Origin of the sequence: Candidatus Mycolicibacterium alkanivorans (assembly GCF_022760805.1) — a bacterium.
GTDB classification, from domain to species: Bacteria; Actinomycetota; Actinomycetes; order Mycobacteriales; family Mycobacteriaceae; genus Mycobacterium; species Mycobacterium alkanivorans.
The window spans coordinates 3,158,108-3,174,766 of the sequence record NZ_JAIVFL010000001.1 but is presented as its reverse complement, the minus strand read 5'-3'; the positions used below and the strand labels follow the sequence as shown (position 1 = coordinate 3,174,766).

At 68.0% G+C, this 16,659-nt stretch carries 16 protein-coding genes; 14 read left to right on the top strand and 2 right to left on the bottom strand.

Annotation, left to right across the window (positions count from 1 at the left end):
• The first annotated feature begins 385 nt into the window (after positions 1 to 385).
• From K9U37_RS15485 to K9U37_RS15420, 14 genes are all read left to right on the top strand, one after another.
• Positions 386 to 1,639 (top strand): MFS transporter, encoded by a 1,254-nt coding sequence (locus K9U37_RS15485; protein WP_243072441.1) that lies wholly within the window; start codon positions 386 to 388, stop codon positions 1,637 to 1,639.
• On the top strand, positions 1,632 to 2,294 hold the full coding sequence (locus tag K9U37_RS15480; protein ID WP_243072440.1) for an ArsR/SmtB family transcription factor: 663 nt from the start codon (positions 1,632 to 1,634) through the stop codon (positions 2,292 to 2,294). The genes K9U37_RS15485 and K9U37_RS15480 overlap by 8 nt, the downstream gene beginning before the upstream one ends.
• 228 nt (positions 2,295 to 2,522) lie before the next feature.
• Positions 2,523 to 2,945, top strand: coding sequence for a TIGR02611 family protein (locus tag K9U37_RS15475; protein WP_243072439.1), 423 nt, complete (start codon positions 2,523 to 2,525; stop codon positions 2,943 to 2,945).
• Between the two features lie 86 nt (positions 2,946 to 3,031).
• The gene (gene thrS, locus K9U37_RS15470; RefSeq protein ID WP_243072438.1) at positions 3,032 to 5,083 is read left to right on the top strand and encodes a threonine--tRNA ligase; all 2,052 of its coding nucleotides are present in this window, start codon (positions 3,032 to 3,034) and stop codon (positions 5,081 to 5,083) included.
• The gene (locus K9U37_RS15465) at positions 5,076 to 5,630 is read left to right on the top strand and encodes an ATP adenylyltransferase (RefSeq protein WP_243072437.1); all 555 of its coding nucleotides are present in this window, start codon (positions 5,076 to 5,078) and stop codon (positions 5,628 to 5,630) included. The genes thrS and K9U37_RS15465 overlap by 8 nt, the downstream gene beginning before the upstream one ends.
• Positions 5,627 to 6,301, top strand: a complete 675-nt coding sequence (gene pgsA / locus K9U37_RS15460; RefSeq protein ID WP_308197390.1) for a phosphatidylinositol phosphate synthase — start codon at positions 5,627 to 5,629, stop codon at positions 6,299 to 6,301. Before K9U37_RS15465 ends, pgsA begins: the two co-directional genes overlap by 4 nt.
• Entirely contained in the window at positions 6,298 to 7,257 is a 960-nt protein-coding gene (locus tag K9U37_RS15455) for a phosphatidylinositol mannoside acyltransferase (protein WP_372489526.1), read from the top strand. The genes pgsA and K9U37_RS15455 overlap by 4 nt, the downstream gene beginning before the upstream one ends.
• Positions 7,257 to 8,381, top strand: coding sequence for a glycosyltransferase family 4 protein (locus tag K9U37_RS15450; RefSeq protein WP_243072436.1), 1,125 nt, complete (start codon positions 7,257 to 7,259; stop codon positions 8,379 to 8,381). The genes K9U37_RS15455 and K9U37_RS15450 overlap by 1 nt, the downstream gene beginning before the upstream one ends.
• Positions 8,381 to 9,418 (top strand): NUDIX hydrolase, encoded by a 1,038-nt coding sequence (locus K9U37_RS15445; RefSeq protein WP_243072435.1) that lies wholly within the window; start codon positions 8,381 to 8,383, stop codon positions 9,416 to 9,418. Before K9U37_RS15450 ends, K9U37_RS15445 begins: the two co-directional genes overlap by 1 nt.
• A gap of 57 nt (positions 9,419 to 9,475) precedes the next feature.
• Complete coding sequence (pdxS, locus tag K9U37_RS15440; RefSeq protein ID WP_243072434.1) at positions 9,476 to 10,396, top strand: pyridoxal 5'-phosphate synthase lyase subunit PdxS; 921 nt, start codon at positions 9,476 to 9,478, stop codon at positions 10,394 to 10,396.
• A gap of 9 nt (positions 10,397 to 10,405) precedes the next feature.
• The gene (tesB, locus tag K9U37_RS15435; RefSeq protein WP_243072433.1) at positions 10,406 to 11,251 is read left to right on the top strand and encodes an acyl-CoA thioesterase II; all 846 of its coding nucleotides are present in this window, start codon (positions 10,406 to 10,408) and stop codon (positions 11,249 to 11,251) included.
• Entirely contained in the window at positions 11,248 to 11,841 is a 594-nt protein-coding gene (gene pdxT / locus K9U37_RS15430) for a pyridoxal 5'-phosphate synthase glutaminase subunit PdxT (protein ID WP_243072432.1), read from the top strand. The genes tesB and pdxT overlap by 4 nt, the downstream gene beginning before the upstream one ends.
• 78 nt (positions 11,842 to 11,919) lie before the next feature.
• The gene (locus K9U37_RS15425) at positions 11,920 to 12,675 is read left to right on the top strand and encodes a YebC/PmpR family DNA-binding transcriptional regulator (RefSeq protein ID WP_243072431.1); all 756 of its coding nucleotides are present in this window, start codon (positions 11,920 to 11,922) and stop codon (positions 12,673 to 12,675) included.
• 1 nt (position 12,676) lies between these two features.
• A complete protein-coding gene (locus K9U37_RS15420; protein ID WP_243072430.1) occupies positions 12,677 to 13,009 on the top strand; it encodes a hypothetical protein in 333 nt (110 codons plus the stop codon).
• Between the two features lie 105 nt (positions 13,010 to 13,114).
• Here K9U37_RS15420 and K9U37_RS15415 read toward each other — a convergent pair whose 3' ends face one another.
• Both K9U37_RS15415 and K9U37_RS15410 read right to left on the bottom strand, forming a co-directional pair.
• Positions 13,115 to 15,244 carry an amylo-alpha-1,6-glucosidase gene (locus K9U37_RS15415; RefSeq protein ID WP_243072429.1) on the bottom strand — a complete coding sequence of 710 codons (2,130 nt, stop codon included), beginning with the start codon at positions 15,242 to 15,244 and terminating at the stop codon, positions 13,115 to 13,117.
• Positions 15,241 to 16,419 (bottom strand): glycosyltransferase family 4 protein, encoded by a 1,179-nt coding sequence (locus K9U37_RS15410; RefSeq protein WP_372489525.1) that lies wholly within the window; start codon positions 16,417 to 16,419, stop codon positions 15,241 to 15,243. The genes K9U37_RS15415 and K9U37_RS15410 overlap by 4 nt, the downstream gene beginning before the upstream one ends.
• Between the last annotated feature and the right edge of the window lie 240 nt (positions 16,420 to 16,659).

The window sequence follows — 16,659 nt, the reverse complement described above, 5'->3', positions numbered from 1 at the left end:
CGCGGGTGCGCAGCCCACGGTGCGCGGTACTCCTCCGCACACCACCCCCGGGCGGAAACGGTCCATGGCTCACCCTCCTCTGCACGCGACATTTGCTGGCTCCGGGGGCCGGAAAGGGCCATGGTGACACAAAGGTGACACATCCCAGGAAATGGAGTTCCGTCTCTGCCGGCCGTTTAGGCTGGTCAGGAAGCTGAGCCAGACGCCAGTGCCGTGGATAATCGGTTCACCAGCCGCCTCACACGCGGAAGGTCGCTGGTTCGATCCCAGCCGGGACCACCACCACAATTCTGGTCTCGATCCTCCGCCGAGACACCTCTCGAAAACCAGCATGTGCTCGCGCACGGCTGGCACTCCATCCATCATTCCATGTAATCATGGAATGATGGATGGAGCCGTGGCGCTGGGCCTTCGCCAGAACGCCGCCCAGTTCAGCCTGCTTGTGGCGGTCAACGCCCTGGTGGGCGGCATGCTGGGCCAGGAACGCACCGTGCTGCCCCTGCTCGGCGAGCGGGTGTTCGGCCTGCGGGCCTACACCGCCGGGTTGTCCTTCGTTCTGGTGTTCGGTCTCGCCAAGGCTGCGACCAACTACTTCGCCGGCACCCTGTCCGACCGCTGCGGCCGCAAGCCCGTCCTGATCGCCGGTTGGCTGGTCGCCGTCCCGATCTCGCCGCTGCTCATCTGGGCGCCCGCCTGGGCGTGGGTCATCGCCGCCAACGTGCTGCTCGGCATCGGTCAGGGGCTGACCTGGTCGACCACCGTGGTCATGAAGATCGATCTGGTCGGTCCGTCCCGTCGCGGCCTGGCCATGGGTCTCAACGAGGCGGCCGGCTACGGCGCGGTCGCCCTGACGGCGATGGTGACCGGTTACCTCGCCCAGTACCACGGGCTTCGCCCCGCGCCCTTCCTGCTCGGGATCGCCTTTGCCGCAATCGGATTGGGCTTGTCCGCGCGGTTCGTCAAGGAGACCCACGGCCACGCCAAATTCGAAGCCGCCTGCCACGAAACCCGCGCCGATCTCCACGGGCAGCTGACAAACCGGGATGTGTTCCTGCAAACCAGTTTTCGCGAGCCGGCGCTGTCCTCAGCCAGCCAGGCCGGCTTGGTGAACAATCTCAACGACGGGCTCGCGTGGGGGCTGTTTCCTCTTCTGTTCGCCGGTGCCGGACTTCCCGTCGGTCGTATCGGCGTGCTCGCGGCGCTGTATCCCGCGGTGTGGGGAGCGGGCCAGTTGTTCACCGGCGCACTGTCAGACCGGTGGGGCCGCAAGTGGATGATCGCATTCGGAATGTGGCTGCAGGCAATGGCATTGGCGGGTATCGCGATGAGTCACTCGTTTGCCGCGTGGGCGGCGGCGGCCGCAGCCCTCGGTGCCGGAACCGCCATGGTCTACCCGACGCTACTGGCCGCCATCGGCGACGTCGCGCACCCCACGTGGCGGGCCCGAGCGGTGGGCACCTATCGCCTCTGGCGCGACGGCGGTTTCGCCGTCGGCGCGCTGGTCGCGGGTCTGGTCGCCGACCTGCTCGGTGTCCGCGCCGCCATCTGGGCGGTAGCTGCACTGACGGCCGCCTCGGGACTGGTGGTCGCGGTCCGTATGTATGAACCACACCGGCCGAAGGAGCATGCCCATGGGTGACCGCGCCGCCAAGGACGCCCTGTTCGACGAATTCGCAGCGGTGGGCAAGGCGCTTGCCAACCCCAAGCGGCTCGAACTGCTCGACCTGCTAGCGCAGGGACGGCGCAGCGTCGACGATGTGGCGGGTGCCGCAGGACTGGGTCTCAGCACGTGTTCGGCCCATCTGCAGGCGCTGCGGGAAGCCGGCCTGGTCACGTCGCAGCGGGACGGCAAACGCATCTTCTACGCGCTGTCGGGCAACGACGTCGCCGAACTCTGGGACCTCCTGAGGCGGGTCGCCCAACGGCATCGACCGCACACCGAGGTCGCCCGCCGGGCCTATCTGGGATCCGACGACATCGAGGCGGTGGCCACCGAGGATCTGCTGCGCCGCGCCCGGCAGGGTGAGGTGGTCATTCTCGACGTCCGCCCGGCACCGGAATACCGTGCCGCACATCTGCCCGGGGCCATTCACATACCCCTCGACGAACTCGGCGCGCGTTTTGCCGAACTGCCGGCCGGCCGAGAGGTCGTCGCCTATTGCCGTGGGCGATACTGCGTGCTCGCCCACGACGCGGTGCGCCTTCTCGAGCGGCATGGCTTCAACGCTCGACGGGCCGCCGAGGGAATGCTTGAGTGGAGAATCACCGGCGTCGCGGTCGAGTCCGCCGCATGATTCGGCGAAAATCTGGCCGGCCAGGTCGCTCAGCTTCGCCGGTCTACCATGCCACCGCGACACGTACCTTCGTTGTCAAGGACCTGCAGCCGGCGGCATACGGTAACCAGGTGGCAGAGGACATGACGGTGATCGGCGCGACCCTTGCCGGGTGGTCCGGCTCTGCGGCGGCGACACCCTGCTGGCCGACAGGGAAGGACTGTTCGTGAAGCTCAAGGAGGGTCAGCCGTGAGCCGGCGCCGGGAATGGCTCCACGCGTGGGCGCACCGGCGTGACCGTCTGCATGAGCGGCCGGTCGCCGATTTCGCCTACCGGGTCGCCGTCGGGGTGGTCGGACTCGCCGTGCTGGTTGTCGGCATCGTCGCGATTCCCTACCCGGGACCCGGCTGGGCGATCCTGTTCCTTGGCCTGGCCATCCTGGCCACCGAGTTCTACTGGGCGCATCGCACCCTGACGTTCACCCGCGGCCGCTACAACAGCACCATGGCGTGGTTCCGCAGGCAGGGCCGGTGGGTGCAGGCGCTCGGGGTGGTGTTCACCGCGGCGGCGGTGGTGGCCACCCTCTGGCTGGTCGGCGCGGTGGGCTGGTCGGCAAGCCTGCTGGGGCTGGATCACCCGACCTTGCAGAGCCCCGTCGGCCTCGGCGCCTGATCAGCACCCCGATAGCATGGTCGCGATTGACCGCGAGACGTCGCGGCGGTCCGCAGTGTCCTGAGTCAACCGAAAGAGATCCCGTGATGAGCGCCCCCGCGACCACCGCCCCAGCAGCCCCGATCCGGGTTCTTGCCGGGACTACCGCGGGCTCCGCCGTGCGCGACGCGGGCCTGCCGGGGCGCGGCGAACCCGACGCCATCGTGGTGGTGCGCGACGGCGACGGCAAACTGCGCGACCTCAACTGGACCCCGGACACCGACGCCGAGGTGGTTCCGGTGGCCGCCAACACCGACGAGGGCCGCAGCGTCATCCGCCACTCCGCGGCCCATGTGTTGGCCCAGGCCGTGCAGGAGCTCTTCCCGCAGGCCAAGCTCGGCATCGGTCCGCCCATCACCGACGGCTTCTACTACGACTTCGACGTGCCCGAGGCATTCACTCCCGAGGATCTGGAGAAGCTCGAGAAGCGGATGCGCGCCATCGTCAAGGAAGGCCAGCTGTTCTCCCGGCGGGTCTACGAGTCCAAGGACGAAGCGCGCCGCGAACTGGCCGCTGAGCCATACAAGCTCGAGCTCGTCGACGACAAGTCCGGCGACGCCGACATCATGGAGGTCGGCGGTGATGAGCTGACCGCCTACGACAACCTCAATCCCCGTACGCGGGAACGGGTTTGGGGCGATCTGTGCCGTGGGCCGCACATCCCCACCACCAAGTACATTCCCGCGTTCAAGCTGACCCGAAGCTCGGCGGCCTACTGGCGCGGTGACCAGAACAACGCCAGCCTGCAGCGCATCTACGGCACGGCGTGGGAGTCCCAGGGGGCCTTGGACCGTCACCTCGAGCTGCTGGAGGAGGCGCAGCGTCGCGACCACCGCAAGCTCGGTGTGGAACTCGACCTATTCAGCTTCCCCGACGAACTCGGTTCGGGCCTACCGGTTTTCCACCCCAAGGGTGGCATCGTGCGCCGCGAGCTGGAGGAGTATTCGCGGCGTAAGCACATCGAGGCCGGCTACGAGTTCGTCAACACCCCGCACGTCACCAAGGAGCAGCTGTACATCACCTCCGGTCACCTGGAGTGGTACGCCGACGGCATGTTCCCGCCCATGCACATCGACGCCGAGTTCGACGAGAACGGCGCGCTGCGCAAGCCAGGGCAGGACTACTACCTCAAGCCGATGAACTGCCCGATGCACCATCTGATCTTCCGGTCGCGGGGGCGTTCGTATCGCGAACTTCCGTTGCGGCTCTTCGAGTTCGGCACGGTGTACCGCTACGAGAAGTCCGGCGTCGTCCACGGCCTGACGCGGGTGCGCGGTATGACCCAGGACGACTCGCACATCTACTGCACCCGTGAGCAGATGCGCGACGAGCTGGCCTCGCTGCTGCGGTTCGTGCTACACCTGCTGTCCGACTACGGCCTCGACGACTTCTATCTGGAGCTCTCGACCAAGGACCCGGACAAGTACGTCGGCTCCGACGAGGTGTGGGAGGAGGCCACCGAGACGCTGCGGGAGGTCGCCGAGGCCTCCGGCCTGCATCTGGTGCCCGACCCGGGCGGGGCGGCGTTCTACGGGCCGAAGATCTCGGTTCAGGTGCGCGACGCGCTCGGCCGTAGCTGGCAGATGTCGACGATCCAGCTCGACTTCAACATGCCCGACCGTTTCGAGCTGGAGTACACCGCCGCCGACGGCACCCGCATGCGGCCGGTGCTGATCCACCGCGCGCTGTTCGGGTCCATCGAGCGGTTCTTCGGCATCCTGACCGAGCACTACGCCGGCGCCTTCCCGGCGTGGCTGGCCCCGGTGCAGGTGGTGGGCATCCCGGTCGCCGACGGCCACGTGCCTTACCTGCATGACCTCGCCGCCGAGCTCAGATCGCACGGCGTGCGGGTGGAGGTCGACGCCAGCGACGACCGGATGGCCAAGAAGATCGTCAACCACACCAACCAGAAGGTGCCGTTCATGGTGCTCGCGGGCGACCGCGACGTGGAGGCGGGGGCCGTGTCGTTCCGCTTCGGTGACCGCGGCCAGATCAACGGTGTACCCCGTCAGCAGGCGGTGGCCACAATCCTCAAGTGGATCGCCGACCGCCAGAATGCCGTCCCCTCGACGGAAGTGGTGAAGGTCGACGGTGACTGACGAACGGGACTCCTTGACCGACCGGGGAGTGGGGGACCCGGACCGGCTGCAGCGGTTGTGGACCCCGCACCGCATGAGCTACATCGTCGAGGTCCCCGCACAGAAGAAGTCGTCGGTGCCGTCACGGCCCTTCACCGACATCCCCACCCTGCCCGATGAGGACGGCCTGGTGGTCGCCCGCGGCGAGCAGGTGTACGCGGTGCTCAACCTCTACCCATACAACCCCGGTCATCTCATGGTGGTGCCCTACCGGCAGGTCTCGGAGTTGGAGGACCTCACCGAGGCCGAGAGCTCCGAGCTGATGGCGTTCGTCCAGAAGGCGATTCGGGTGATCAAGGCCGTCTCGAACCCCGACGGTTTCAATGTGGGGCTCAACCTCGGTAAGTCGGCCGGTGGCTCGCTGGCCGAGCATCTGCACATGCACGTGGTGCCGCGGTGGTCCGGTGACGCCAACTTCATCACCATCGTCGGTGAAACCAAGGTCATTCCGCAGCTGCTGCGTGACACCCGCAAGCTGCTCTCCGGCGAGTGGGTCAACCAGCCGTGAGTGATTTCTACCTGATGACCCGCGCGGCGTACACCAAACTCAGCACGCCGGTTGCCAAGGCCGCGCTCAAGATCGGGTTGACCCCGGACATCGTCACCATCGTCGGTACCGCGGGCTCGGTGCTGGCCGCACTGACGCTGTTCCCGATCGGGCAGCTGTGGTGGGGCGCGGTGGCGGTCTGTTTCTTCGTGCTCGCCGACATGCTCGACGGGGCGATGGCGCGCCAGCGCGGCGGTGGCACCCGGTTCGGTGCGGTACTCGACGCCACCTGCGACCGGATCAGCGACGGGGCGGTGTTCTGCGGCCTGCTGTGGTGGGCGGCATTCGGTCTGCACAGCTCGTCGTTGATGGTGGCCACGCTGATCTGTCTGGTGACCTCGCAGGTGATCTCCTACATCAAGGCCCGTGCCGAGGCCAGTGGCCTGGAAGGCGGCGGCGGGCTCATCGAGCGTCCGGAGCGGCTGACCATCGTGCTGGTCGGCGCCGGGTTCTCGGACCTGCCGTTCTTCTCCCTGCCGATCCTGCTGCACATCGCGATGTGGTTGCTCGCGGTGGCGAGCCTGGTCACCGTGGGTCAGCGGGTGCACAACGTGCGCAGTTCGCCGGGCGCGACGGACAAGATCGACCCGGCCGGCCAGCCTGCGGCCGATCAGGGGAGTGCCGGGCAGTGATCGCCGCTCCAGCGGGACTGTTGGCGGCGGGCCGCAAGCGGTTTCCGTCCAGGGACAGCCTCGCCGACCTGAGCTACGCCGTGGGCTGGCGCCTGGTCCGGGCCATGCCGGAGTTCTTGGCGCGCAACGCTTTCGGTGCCGGTGCTCGCTTCGCGGCGCTGGGTGGCGGTCCCGAGCAGCTGCGCAAGAACCTGGCCCGGGTGATCGCCACTACGCCCGCCGAGGTGCCGGACTCACTGATTCGCGCTTCGCTGGCCTCTTACGCGCGATATTGGCGGGAGGCGTTCCGGTTGCCGACGCTCGATCTGCAAGCTCTCGCGCGCCGCCTCGACGAGGTGATCATCGGCAAGGAGAACGTCGACGCCGCCTACGCGGCGGGCCGGGGCGTCATCCTGGCCCTTCCGCACAGCGGCAACTGGGACATGGCCGGGGTGTGGCTGGTCCACCACAGCGGCACCTTCACCACCGTCGCCGAGCGCCTTAAGCCGGAGTCCCTCTACCGTCGGTTCCTGGACTACCGCGAAAGCCTCGGGTTCGAGGTGCTGCCGCTCAACGGAGGCGAGCGGCCGCCGATAGAGGTGCTCGCCGAGCGGCTGCGTGCCAACCGGGCGGTGTGTCTGATGGCCGAGCGTGATCTCACGAAATCCGGTGTGCAAGTGGACCTTTTCGGGCAGCCGACGAGAATGCCGGCCGGCCCGGCCAGGCTGGCGATCGAGACCGGCGCCGCGCTGTTGCCCGCGCACGTCTACTACCGCGGTGAAGACTGCGTCGTGCGCCTGTTCCCGGCGCTGGACTGCTCGAGCGGCGACGTCGGCGTCATCACACAGGCGCTGGCCGACCAGTTCGGAAAGAACATCGCGGCCCACCCCGAGGACTGGCACATGCTCCAGCCGCAGTGGCTGGCCGACTTGTCCGAGGAGCGGCGCGCACGAATACAGGGGGATGGCACCCGCTGATGCGGATCGGCATGGTGTGCCCGTATTCGTTCGACGTGCCCGGCGGGGTGCAGTCGCACGTGTTGCAACTCGCCGAGGTGATGCGGGAGCGCGGGCACGAGGTCAGCGTGCTCGCGCCGGCCTCCCCGCACGTCGAACTACCCGACTACGTCGTCTCCGGCGGCAGGGCCGTACCGATCCCGTACAACGGCTCGGTGGCCCGGCTGCGGTTCGGGCCGGCCACCCACCGCAAGGTCAAGAAATGGCTGGCGCAGGGCGAGTTCGACGTCCTGCACCTGCACGAGCCCAATGCGCCCAGCCTGTCGATGCTGGCGTTGCAGGCAGCCGAGGGCCCGATCGTCGCGACGTTTCACACCTCGACCACGAAGTCGTTGACACTCAGCGTGTTTCAGGGCATTCTGCGCCCCTACCACGAGAAGATCGTCGGCCGCATCGCCGTGTCCGACCTGGCGCGCCGCTGGCAGATGGAGGCGCTGGGATCAGACGCTGTCGAGATTCCCAATGGAGTCGACGTGGCCTCGTTCGCCGAGGCGCCCCGCCTCGACGGTTATCCCCGGCCCGGCCGGTCGGTGCTGTTCCTCGGCCGCTACGACGAACCGCGCAAGGGGATGGCGGTGCTGCTGGGTGCGCTGCCTGCGCTGGTGAAGCGGTTCGCCGACATCGAGATCCTGATCGTCGGCCGCGGCGACGAGCAGGAGCTTCGGGAGAAGGCCGGCGCGCTGGCCGGCCATCTGCGCTTCCTGGGGCAGGTCGACGACGCCACGAAGGCCTCGGCCATGCGCAGCGCCGACGTGTACTGCGCCCCGAACATCGGCGGCGAGAGCTTCGGCATCGTGCTGGTGGAGGCGATGGCTGCGGGCACCCCGGTGGTCGCCAGCGATCTCGACGCGTTCCGCCGGGTGCTGCTCGACGGCAGGGCCGGGCGGCTGGTGCCCGTTGACGACTCGGACGCACTCGCCGAGGCTTTGGTCGCCGTTCTCGACGACGACAAGCTGCGCACCCGCTACGTCGAGGCCGCCAAAGTTGCCGTGCGCCGGTATGACTGGTCGGTGGTGGCCGACCAGATGATGCGGGTTTACGAGACGGTCGCCGGGGCCGGCGTCAAGGTTCAGGTGGCCAGCTAATGTCGGGTCCGTTGTACTGGTCTCTGACCGGGGTTCTGGTCGTCGTCCTGCTGTTGATCGGCTTCTGGGCCTACCAGACAGCCACCCGGCTGGATCGTCTCCACGTCCGCTATGACCTGTCCTGGCAGGCACTCGACGGGGCGCTGGCCCGCCGTGCGGTGGTGGCCCGCGCGGTGGCGGCCGACGCCTACCGGGACCGCCCGGAGGGCAGAAGGCTGGTGGCGCTGGCCGACGCCGCCGAGCGTGCGCCGAGGGCCAACCGTGAAGCCGCCGAGAACGAGCTGTCGGCTGCGCTGGCGCGGGTGGATCCCAACGCGATCCCGGTGGCCCTGGCGGCAGAGTTGGCCGACGCGGAAGCCCGCGTGCTGCTGGCCCGCCGGTTCCACAACGACGCGGTGCGCGACACCTTGGCATTGCGGGACCGGCGTCCGGTGCGCTGGCTGCGCCTGGGCGGAACCGCGCCACTGCCAAGTTATTTCGAGATCGCCGAACGCGCCGATCCTGCGGTGGCACCCACCGACGAGGGTCTGGTGGACCGCCGAACCTCCGCGCGGGTGGTGCTGCTCGACGACGACGGTGCGGTGTTGCTGTTCTGCGGATCCGACCCGGCCGTCACCGACGGCAACGCGCCGCGGTGGTGGTTCACCGTGGGCGGGCAGGCCCACCCGGGTGAGCGGCTCGTCGACACGGCGGTGCGCGAGATCGCCGAGGAGACCGGCCTGCGGGTGGGACCGGCCCAGATGGTGGGTCCGGTGTGGCGGCGCGACTCGGTCATCGACTTCAACGGCACCGTCATCCAGAGCCAGGAGTTCTACTTCATCCACCGCACCGGCAGGTTCGAGCCGACGGCGGATGGCCGAACCGAGTTGGAACTTCGCTACATTCACGGCCACCGCTGGTGTGACGCGGCCACCATCGCCGAACTGGCCGACGCCGGCGAGACGGTGTATCCCCTCCAACTCGGCGAGCTTCTCGCCGAGGCCAAATCAATGGCTGACGGCGGGGTCCGGCGCGCCGAGCTGCATCCGATCCGCTGACGGGGGTCTCGGGAGCTCCCCATTACACTGGATCCGTATCAATAGAAGGGACCGACAGTGGAAACCGCAGCTGAACGTAACGGCTCGGCCAGCCCCGCGCAGACCGGTACGGTCCGGGTCAAGCGCGGCATGGCCGAGATGCTCAAGGGCGGCGTGATCATGGACGTCGTCACCCCCGAACAGGCGCGCATCGCTGAAGGTGCCGGCGCCGTCGCCGTCATGGCCCTCGAGCGCGTCCCCGCCGACATTCGCGCCCAGGGCGGCGTGGCGCGGATGAGCGATCCCGACCTGATCGAGGGCATCATCGAGGCGGTCACCATCCCGGTGATGGCAAAGGCCCGCATCGGCCACTTCGTGGAGGCGCAGATCCTGCAGAGCCTGGGCGTCGACTACGTCGACGAGTCCGAGGTGCTCACCCCCGCCGACTACACCCACCACATCGACAAGTGGAAGTTCACCGTGCCGTTCGTGTGCGGCGCCACCAACCTCGGCGAGGCCCTGCGCCGGATCACCGAAGGCGCGGCCATGATCCGCTCCAAGGGTGAGGCCGGCACCGGCGACGTGTCCAACGCCACCACCCACATGCGCACCATCGCCGGCGAGATCCGGCGGTTGTCCTCGCTGTCGGAGGACGAGCTCTACGTCGCGGCCAAGGAACTGCAGGCGCCTTACGACCTGGTGGTCGAGGTGGCCCGGGCCGGCAAGCTGCCGGTCACACTGTTCACCGCCGGCGGCATCGCGACCCCGGCCGACGCCGCGATGATGATGCAGCTCGGCGCCGAGGGTGTGTTCGTCGGCTCCGGGATCTTCAAGTCCGGCAGCCCCGCGCAGCGCGCGGCCGCCATCGTCAAGGCCACCACCTTCTACGACGATCCCGATGCACTGGCGAAGGTGTCGCGGGGGCTGGGTGAACCCATGGTCGGAATCAACGTGGAGGAGATCGCGCAGCCGCACCGACTCGCTGAACGCGGCTGGTAGGCATACCTGGTGGCGATCGAAGAGATACTTGACCTCGAGCAGCTCGAGGTCAACATCTACCGCGGTGGAGTCTTCAGCCCCGAATCCGGTTTCCTGCAGCGTACTTTCGGCGGTCACGTCGCAGGCCAATCGCTGGTGTCGGCGGTGCGCACCGTGGAGCCCAAGTTCCAAGTGCACTCCCTGCACGGCTACTTCCTGCGCCCCGGCGACGCCACCAAGCCCACCGTCTACCTCGTCGAGCGACTGCGCGACGGTGGGTCGTTCGTCACCCGCCGGGTCGACGCGATCCAACACGGTGAGACGATCTTCTCGATGTCGGCATCGTTTCAGACCGACCAGAGCGGTATCGAGCACCAGGACGAGATGCCCGATGCGCCCCCGCCCGACAACCTGCCGGGTTTCATCTCCAAGGGAGGGGTGTTCGACGACGCCGGGTTCGCTCAGTTCGAAGAGTGGGATGTCCGCATCGTCCCGCGTGATCAGGTGACGATCACTCCGGGTAAGGCCTCCCAGCAGCAGGTGTGGTTCAAGCACAAGGACCCGCTGCCCGACGACCACGTGCTGCACATCTGTGCGCTGGCGTACATGAGTGATCTGACCCTGCTCGGCTCAGCGCAGGTGAATCACGCCGAGGTGCGCCAACACCTCGATGTCGCCTCGCTGGATCACGCGATGTGGTTCATGCGGCCGTTGCGCGCCGACGAATGGCTGCTCTACGACCAGTCCTCGCCGTCGGCGTGCGGCGGCCGCGCGCTGACCCACGGCCGGATCTTCAACCGATGCGGCGAGATGGTGGCGACCGTCATGCAGGAGGGACTGACCCGCTACCGGCGCGGCTGTCCCGCGACGCCATGAGTGTCCGGGTCGGTGTGCTGGCCCTGCAGGGCGACACCCGCGAGCACCTGGCCGCTTTGCGCGAGGCCGGTGCCGAGGCGCCGACGGTGCGCCGGCGCAGTGAGCTCGAGGCCGTCGATGCGCTGGTGATCCCCGGCGGGGAGTCGACGACCATGAGCCACCTGCTGCGCGAGTTCGACCTGCTCGAACCCCTGCGTGAACGCCTGGCCGGCGGTATGCCCGCCTACGGTTCGTGTGCCGGCATGATCCTGCTGGCCAGCGAGATTCTCGACGCGGGCGCTCCCGGCCGCGAGGCCGTGTCGCTGCGCGCCATCGATATGACCGTGCGGCGCAACGCTTTCGGCCGCCAGGTCGACTCGTTCGAGGGCGATATCGAGTTCGAAGGGCTCGACGGGCCCGCACACGCGGTCTTCATCCGTGCACCGTGGGTCGAGCGGGTGGGGCCGGACGTGCAGGTACTGGCCCGCGCCGGCGACCATATCGTCGCGGTGCGCCACGGCGCCGTGCTGGCCACTGCGTTCCACCCCGAGATGACCGGCGACCGTCGCGTGCACGCGCTTTTCGTCGACATCGTCACCGGCTCGGCCTGACCCCAGTTCCCCAGCACGTAGACTCGTCGGGTCACGACGCTTCGGCGCGGTATTCGGCAAGGAAGAGGAAGTACCACGATGAGCGGCCATTCCAAATGGGCCACCACCAAGCACAAGAAGGCCGTCGTCGACGCGAAGCGCGGCAAGATGTTCGCCAAGTTGATCAAGAACATCGAGGTCGCGGCCCGCGTCGGCGGCGGCGACCCCGGCGGCAACCCGACTCTCTACGACGCCATCCAGAAGGCAAAGAAGTCCTCGGTGCCCAACGACAACATCGAGCGCGCCCGCAAGCGCGGCGCCGGTGAGGAAGCCGGCGGCGCCGACTGGCAGAACATCACCTACGAGGGCTACGGCCCCAATGGGGTGGCGGTGCTGGTGGAGTGCCTGACCGACAACCGCAACCGCGCCGCCGGCGAGGTCCGTGTCGCGATGACCCGCAACGGCGGCAACATGGCCGACCCCGGCTCGGTGGCCTACCTGTTCTCCCGCAAGGGTGTGGTCACGCTGGAGAAGAACGGCCTCACCGAGGACGACGTGCTGCTGGCCGTCCTGGAGGCCGGTGCCGAGGAGGTCAACGACCTCGGCGACAGCTTCGAGATCGTCTCCGAGCCCGGTGACCTGGTGGCGGTGCGCACCGCCCTGCAGGATGCCGGCATGGACTACGACTCCGCCGAGGCCAGCTTCCAGCCGTCGGTGACTGTGCCGGTCGACCTCGAGGGGGCCCGCAAGGTGCTCAAGCTGGTCGACGCACTGGAGGACAGTGACGACGTCCAGGATGTCTTCACCAACATCGACATCCCCGACGACGTCGCGGGGCAACTCGACGAGGACTGACGTGGCGTCGGTCCGCGACGCCACCAACGTCCGGTGGACCGTGCGCCGGGTGTGGTGGCCGTTCGGCACCTTGCTGCTGGATCTGCCGGAGTGGGGCGGCCTGTTCGCGATCGGAATGCTGCTCACACTGCCACTGGTGGTGATCTGGCCGTTCTGGGTGCTGGCCCACTTCCTCGGCGCGCCGTGGACGCTGGTCGTACGGCGCCAGGGCAAGGAGATTCGCCGGGAAAAGGTGAAGGGCTGGTACGAGTCTCGGCAGCGGATGGCCGGGATCCTCGACGAGGCACGCCGGCAGGGCAGCCCAGAAGCCGAATCCGGCGCGACGGTCTACTGACCCGGCGCGATGGTCACCGGCAGTCCCGAATAGCGGGTCATCCCGGTCGGCGGATCGACGTCGATGCGGTCGCCGAGGACGGTCAGCTGCGAGTCGAGGTGGGTTTCATCCTGCCGAGCTGAGCAGCTGCCAATCATCGGGCATGCGATGGATTTTGACGGTGTCGCCCTCGGCTTCCAAGTCGACGCTGGCGTTACCGAGTCGTAGGTCGCTCAGCGTGACGCGCCCCCAGGCGTCGGGCAGATGCGGCGATACCGCTACCTGGCGGTGCGGTGCGTGCGGATCCAGTCCCAGGAACGATCTCAGCAGCAGGACCGGCGCGGCGCAGGACCAGGCTTGCGGTGAGCACGACGTGGGGTATGGGACCGGTGCGCGGAATTGTGACCGGGGAAACCCGCAGTACAGCTCGGGCAGCCGGGTGCCGAACGCGTCGGCGGCATCCAGCAGGCCGCTAGCCAACCGTTGGGCAAGGACTTGGGCTCCGGGCACGTGCTGGTAGCGCAGCAGGCCAGCGACCGCGATCGCGGTGTCGTGCGGCCACACGGCGCCGTTGTGGTAACTCATCGGGTTGTAGGCGCCCATCGTGGTGGCCAAGGTGCGCAGGCCGAACCCGGAGTCCATCTGATCGGTTGCCAGGCGTTCCACCAGCGTTGCGGCGTGCTCGTCAGTCGCGATGCCTGTCCACAGGCAGTGCGCGGCGTTGCTGGTCAGCGCGTCGATGGGATTCTTGTGCCCATCCAAGGCCACGGCGTACCAGCCGTGCTGGGGCAGCCAGAACGTCTCGAGGAACTGGTCTCGCAACGCCTGTGCTTGGTCGCGCAGCTGCACCGCGCGGGTGGTGTCGTCGAATTCCTCGGCGAGCTCAGCGCGTGCGAGCAGGGCCGCGTAGTGATAGCCCTGCACCTCGCAGAGCGCGATCGGCGGCTCGCCGGTACGGCCGGCGGCGTCGTTGATGCCGTCGAAGCTGTCCTTCCAGCCCTGGTTGATCAGGCCACGGTCGGTGGCGCGCTGGTATTCGATGAACCCGTCGCCGTCACGATCGCCATAACGCTGGGCCCAAGACAGTGCCGCGTCGGCGGCCGGCAGCAAGGCGCTCACCGCCGATGGGTCGGCACCCCACCGCCACGATTCGGCCAGCAGCATCACAAACAGCACGGTGGCGTCGACCGACCCGTAGTAGATGGCGCCGCCGACCGCGTCGGTGCTGGCCGGGCCGCGGCGAATCTCATGCATGATCCGGCCCGGCTCTTCCTCGGTGATCGGATCGACACGTCGGCCCTGCACCGCGGCCAGCTGCTGCAGCGTGCCGATCGACAATCCGACATCCAGCGGCAACGCCATCCACGCGGTCAGCAGGCTGTCACGGCCGAACAACGTCATAAACCACGGCGCCCCAGCGGCCACGAACGACCGGCCCTGACCCGTCTCGTCGTGCATCAGCAGCGCGCCCAGGTCGCTTTCGGTTTGCCGCAGCACCTCGGTGAGCACGCGATGACCGGCCTCAACGGTGGTCGCCGTATCCCGCCAGGCTTCCAATTTGCGCGCCGGGGCGCTGGACTCCACGTTCTCGCCGCGGCGGAACCGGGTCCGGACGGTCTTGTTGGCCCACGTCGGCTCGGCGAGGATCTCGGTGTGCCAGCGCTGGCCCGCCGGTACCACTATCCGCCAGGTCAGCCGCCCCGCCGCCACGACCGGGTCGCCCGAGGCCGTCACCCGCAAGCCCCGGATACGATCACCCCACTCGAGCAGCATCAGTTCGCCGTCGACGGCGGCCACCTCGGCGCCGCCGCGCGCCGCCCGCCCTTCCTTGACCGAGAACAGGTCAGCGAAGTCGGCCTCGACGTGTAACTCCAGGACCACCACGGTGGGTTCGCGGTCGAGATTTTCCACCGAGATAGTCTCCCGCAACCCATCACCCACCAACCGCTCCCGAACCAGCAGAAGGGTGCTGTCGACATGCCCGGCGCGCGGCGCGCGGCGCACAACGAACTGCGCGCCGAACGCCGCCGACAGCTGCACCGACAACGGCTCGGGCGACTGGCCGTCGACTCTGAGCTCCCATCGCGACACCACCCGTGCGTCACGGAAGAACAACCCGTGCGCGCGGCCTGCCACCACGTCGCCTCGACAATCAGACAGGCAGAACGTCGCGCCTTCCACCAGCGTGACGGTGTCAGCGCCGGCCCCGATCCGAGCCGGCGCGCTGGTGTTGAACGCCATCGGCGATACGGTCATGCAGTGACTTTCGCACCCGGTGACTCAAACCGCCGGGGTATGGGGCTGCTCGCCGCGCGGGTAGTCTCGCCCTTGTTCAGCAGCCGGTGATAGATCAGTTCGTATCCCGAACCCAACTGGCCCACACCGAAATTCGCGGCCACGTGGCGGCGGCAGGCGTGCGGGTCAAGGCTGGCTGCCCGCTCGATCGCAGCCGGCAGCTCGTCCGGCTGCTCACAGATCACCCCGGTGACCCCATCGACAACCACCTCAGGCACCGCGCCGCCACGCAACGCCACCACCGGTGTGCCGCAAGCCATCGCCTCGATCATCACGACCCCAAACGGTTCCTCCCACTGGATCGGAAACAGCAAACACCGCGCACCGGCCAGCAGCTTGCGCTTGCTGACCGCGTCGGCCTCGCCGAACACGTAATCACTGTCGGTCAGCAGCGGACGCACCCACTCATCGAAGTAGGCCTTCTCCGGCGCCTCGTTGCACTTGCCCGCCAACACCAGCGGCACGCCCGCCTCATGCGCGGCGCGCAGTGCCAGATGCGCACCTTTGTAGGGAGCGAAGCGGCCCAAGAACAACGCGTAGTCGCCCTTGTCGGCGTGAAACGGCCACTGCTCGACGGCCAGCGCATTATGCACACGCCCAACCCAATTCAGGTCCGGGGCCAATTCGCGTTGTCGATCACTGATAGCCACCAACGCCACATCCGCGCCCAGCCCGCGATAATACGGGTACAGGTCCTCATCAATCGGACCATGCACCGTCACCACCGTCGACAGCCCCAGCCCCCGGTAGACGGGAACGTTGAGCACACCGGCGAAGGTGTGATCGTGGACGATATCGATCCCCTGAGTCGCCGCCATACCGGTAATCGCGTTGCGCACCTTGAGGGCATGCATGACCTCCGGGTACGGCTCGCCAAGCCGATCGGGAATCGGACGATCCCACAACGGCACAAACCGCGCCACGGTGCCCGACTCACCAGCCCCCAACACGGTCACATCGTGCCCACGAGCGACCAGCGCATCAGCAAGATCAGCCAGCACCGCCTCCACGCCCCCATAACCTTTGGGCGGAACGTCGAAATACGGCGGCGCGACCTGCACAATGCGCAACCGCCGGGTAAGGCCATCGGGCCGAGAATCCGTCGCCACACCCTGCTCGAAATCGATGCTGCGCACTGGATTTCCCTCCTTTCCCCACATCCACACGCGTTAGCACGCTGATTCCTTGAGTGCTAATTATGGCCCGCCGCGTACCCACCCGCCACCGGCAAATCCCGGCGCGAACCGGGCGCGGCGCGCAGGACCGTTGCAGAGGTGTCGTACTCGACCGGGGATCCCGCGGCGTGGTGATGCGGCGACCGTCCGGTATGACCGCCGGGGCTTGGCCGTGCGACACCACGGGATTGCTGCCGACGC

Excerpts from the sequence above, each read along its gene's own strand:
- K9U37_RS15485 (WP_243072441.1), top strand. The coding sequence starts at position 386 with ATGGATGGAGCCGTGGCGCTGGGCCTTCGCCAGAACGCCGCCCAGTTC.
- K9U37_RS15480 (WP_243072440.1), top strand. The coding sequence starts at position 1,632 with ATGGGTGACCGCGCCGCCAAGGACGCCCTGTTCGACGAATTCGCAGCG.
- thrS (WP_243072438.1), top strand. The coding sequence starts at position 3,032 with ATGAGCGCCCCCGCGACCACCGCCCCAGCAGCCCCGATCCGGGTTCTT.
- K9U37_RS15450 (WP_243072436.1), top strand. The coding sequence starts at position 7,257 with ATGCGGATCGGCATGGTGTGCCCGTATTCGTTCGACGTGCCCGGCGGG.
- K9U37_RS15445 (WP_243072435.1), top strand. The coding sequence starts at position 8,381 with ATGTCGGGTCCGTTGTACTGGTCTCTGACCGGGGTTCTGGTCGTCGTC.
- pdxT (WP_243072432.1), top strand. The coding sequence starts at position 11,248 with ATGAGTGTCCGGGTCGGTGTGCTGGCCCTGCAGGGCGACACCCGCGAG.
- K9U37_RS15425 (WP_243072431.1), top strand. The coding sequence starts at position 11,920 with ATGAGCGGCCATTCCAAATGGGCCACCACCAAGCACAAGAAGGCCGTC.
- K9U37_RS15415 (WP_243072429.1), bottom strand. The coding sequence starts at position 15,244 with ATGACCGTATCGCCGATGGCGTTCAACACCAGCGCGCCGGCTCGGATC.